Below are 3,545 nucleotides of genomic sequence, written 5' to 3'. Positions count from 1 at the left end.
GTTCCATTTACCGCGTGGGCAAATCTACAACCTGTTTGCGAGAGACATTTCGCCGGATTGGTTGGAAGGTGCACGCACCTTTCCCACGGTCGATCCACGCTATTTTATCGCGGTGCGGTTTAAGGAGAAATCTCGCGGCAGCTGGTTCACCAGTGTGGACGTTTGCACCGCTTCGGACTTGCGAATCATTCATAGCAACCTACAACTCAGCGAGTTGGCGCCACACGGCAATACGAACTCAACCAACAGATCAATTGACGCTCTGAGTTACGGAGAAACCCGAATACATTTCGTTCCCTGGGCAAAACTGCTGGCCAATACCGACTATGACAAAAAGCGGATTTACGTTCGCAAGTACGATTTTGAAGCGGAACTCAAAGCAACCGGCGAAGACTATCTCTTTGTCGAGTCACTGCCGCCGATCATGGCGAACAAAGGAAAAAAGCTGAGTTACCAAGTTGAATGCAAAACCAACAGCAAATCGCTTGCCTTCCACTTGGTCGAAGGACCGGCCCGGATGAACGTAAGTGATACCGGATTAATGACCTGGTCGCCTCAACGAGGTGCTGTTGAAGGCTTCGAACCGGTTGTGATTGGAATCAAGGGAGACAATTTCAATGAGGTATTTCACTCTTTTGACATTGCAGTGATTTCAAAATTGACCGTGCAACGAGAGGGTCGCCGCTAGTGCCGTTACCTCTCCACCGACGAAGTCGGGAGAATGACTGCTGATTTAGTTAGCCGTTTTGGCGATAGCCACGGTTCCGTCACCATTCAACCGAGGCTACCGCTGGACTGCTAAAACGTTGGGCTTGTTGTGATTTTTGGCTGCGCTGGTTTTCAGCCACCTCTCCACCAACTTCGTTGGGGGAGAGGGCCAGTGGAGCCTCCAGCGACGCTGGGGTGAGGGGGCTGACCGAGCAAATCGCTCACCAACGAGAATGCCGTTTGCACCGGAATTGCTCGGATGATTGCTCGGTCGCCCCCTCACCCGAGCAACGCCTTAAGGGCGTGCTCGACCTCTCCCCCAACTTCGTCGGTGGAGAGGTAACTGCAGTATTCGCCGGAAGAAACATTTACTTTCAACTCCGACGTCAACACCAAACGCTTAACAATCCGCGGCTACCGCCGTCGGCTCACAATTCCCAAGCGGATTTTAATTCACGAACGCTTAAATCGTGGATCTTCGCCGTGCCGCCGACACTGTGGATCGACAACTTCTTGGGACCGTGCTTGGGGTGAATGTAATGAGCCGCAAACGTCGCTCCGCCGAACGCATAAGCCTCGACCGTCAAACGATCAACCAGTAATCGCAGCGAAACCTTGCCTTCACGTGGCACCAGTTTGTCGATACAAACGTCTTCACGCGGCGCGCCGTTGTTATCGATACCGGAGTGGTACAACACCTGCTTTTTGACATCGTAGCGAAGCGACACTCGCGACAAATCGAATACGACTTGCTCCGCATCACCAGGACTGAAGCTGACTTCCAAGTCGACAAGGTCAAGGTCATTTATCCCCGCAAGGACATTCACACCGGCGTCCAGCGTGACTTCATCGATTTCATGTGTTTGCCCCACCAATGAATCGATCTCCTTGATCGGCCAGCAGAATAGTCGAATCCCTTCGGGAGTCGTTTTTAGACTCATCTCGACAGGAAAGGCCATCTGTTGGTTGTGAGGCACGCCAAACAATTTTGCCGAGTCGGGGCCACCTCGCATCCAGCCGATCTGAACGGCTCGGTCATCCGGCGCCTGGTTGAACGTCTGAGCGGCGTAATAGTTGCCTCGTACGATACTGAGTGTCTCTGTTTCGGCAATAAATTTCTGACCATCAAAGCTGCCGATTTCATAATCGAAGCTGGCGTCATAAATCAGGCACTTCGTGTTGTTCTCGTCATCGTCCACCTTCAGGAACACCAGATCCATACACTCGAACGCCCAATCTCGCATCAGGTCCGAAGCAAAGTCCCAATCGACCAGATTCTTTGAAGTGAACCAACGAACTCGTCCGGGATCTTTTTGCACCCACAACAGCATTACCCATTGCTGAGACGGTTCGTGCCAGAAAACTTTGGGGTCGCGTTCACCATTGTCAAAGCCTTGGTTTTCAACGACCGCGCGGCCCTCGTTCCAGTACGTCCACGTCTCACCGCCATCGGTGCTGTACGCCATCGCTTGATAGAACTTCGGTTTCGCGGCAAACGTGAAGAACGCCACCATCGTTTTCGTGTCCCCCACCTGCTTGCCAAGACTGTTGTTGTGGTCGATCACGGCAGTGCCTGAAAAAATCGTGCCTGCTCGGCCGTCGACGCGGTAAGGCAACAATGCGTGATCCCGTTGTTTCCAGTGCACCATGTCGAGGCTGGTGGCGTGTCCCCAAGTCATGTTCCCCCACCCCGTCCCCTTGGGGTTGTGTTGGAAGAACAGATGATAATTTTCGCCGTCGAATACCATCCCGTTAGGATCGTTCAACCAGTTCTTCTTGGACATAAAGTGAAACTGAGGTCGCAGCGGTTGGTCGTATCCGATCTCAGGATATCCCGATGGCGAGATCGTGTTGTCGATTGCAAAGTCTTTGGAGGTATCGCGGACAGCGTGGTCGGTGCCACGAAAGTCATCGACGTTGATGTGACCCCAACCGCCGGTGGCGTTGTCAAATACTTGCAGTCGAGCCGTCGCCCCGAGATACGCTCGGACATCCGAGCTGTGGACCACCATCGTTTCTTCGTCGACCCCGGTGGCAAGTTCGATGGACTCGTCGTCGACTAACAATCGCACGCCCACTTCGCCTGGCAAGTTCCCTGCGCCGATTCGGAACGTGATGTAGGGCCGCTTGATCGTAAACTCTTGCGACGTCAATGTTCCCGTCAACGCATCGCCGCTGATCGCTCCCGGTTTACCTTCTTTACCGTTGTATTTTTCATAGCCACCGATCCACCACGTCCCCTGGATGTTGGCCGATTCTCGGTTGCGAGCCGCCGTGTTGTCGCCCTTGGTGGGTTGGACTTGGAATGCATCGCCCTGGACCGTCCAGCCATCAAGCGTTCCCGACTCGAAGTCCGAATTCGGAAAAAGCAGTTCGTCAGCACATACGGTGGTGGACGCAAGCAGTGCGGTGATCGCGAGAATCGTTTTCATAGAGAGTGGCTCGGTGGGTTCGTGATGGGTGCCCGCCATTGTATTCGATTTTGGCCGCCGCGAAGGCGTTCCAATGGCGGACGCTGTTAAACCAAGGGACTGCGGGTAGGTTCGATCGTTGGAACCTAAATGTACTGACCTAACAGTACAGCAGGAGACAGAGCACCATCATGGTTTGATCGCACGCGTCGCGATGAAGGTGTCGAGAAATTTTGAGAGCGGATCGGAATCCGATTCGCCGTAGCGGTCCTCGTAAAAACCCGCCAGCAGAAAACCCGCTTTCAATTGCCCGCCGATTTGATCTTCGAGCGTATGGCCGAACTCTAACGCGAACCCTGATTCCACTGTCTGTTTGACGTGCTGCTGATCCAGGTAGTCCAGATCCGAATAGGGAAGCGGATAACG

At 53.7% G+C, this 3,545-nt stretch carries 2 protein-coding genes and 1 pseudogene; 1 reads left to right on the top strand and 2 read right to left on the bottom strand.

Annotation, left to right across the window (positions count from 1 at the left end):
* The coding region (locus tag ABX962_RS32730) for a hypothetical protein (protein WP_372725890.1) at nt 1-688 on the top strand (688 nt) is incomplete at its 5' end.
* Between the two features lie 448 nt (nt 689-1,136).
* On the opposite strand, the gene ABX962_RS32725 is transcribed toward ABX962_RS32730, so the two are convergent.
* Both ABX962_RS32725 and ABX962_RS32720 read right to left on the bottom strand, forming a co-directional pair.
* The gene (locus ABX962_RS32725) at nt 1,137-3,140 is read right to left on the bottom strand and encodes a glycoside hydrolase family 32 protein (RefSeq protein WP_372725889.1); all 2,004 of its coding nucleotides are present in this window, start codon (nt 3,138-3,140) and stop codon (nt 1,137-1,139) included.
* 168 nt (nt 3,141-3,308) lie between these two features.
* A pseudogene (locus ABX962_RS32720) lies at nt 3,309-3,545 on the bottom strand (SAM-dependent methyltransferase); the annotation flags it as partial.

The organism is Novipirellula sp., from assembly GCF_041583735.1.
GTDB lineage: Bacteria > Planctomycetota > Planctomycetia > Pirellulales > Pirellulaceae > Novipirellula.
This window is presented reverse-complemented; position numbering and strand designations above follow the sequence as displayed.

What these genes read in the sequence shown, in the direction of transcription:
- ABX962_RS32725 (WP_372725889.1), bottom strand. Translation starts at nt 3,140, where the DNA reads ATGAAAACGATTCTCGCGATCACCGCACTGCTTGCGTCCACCACCGTA.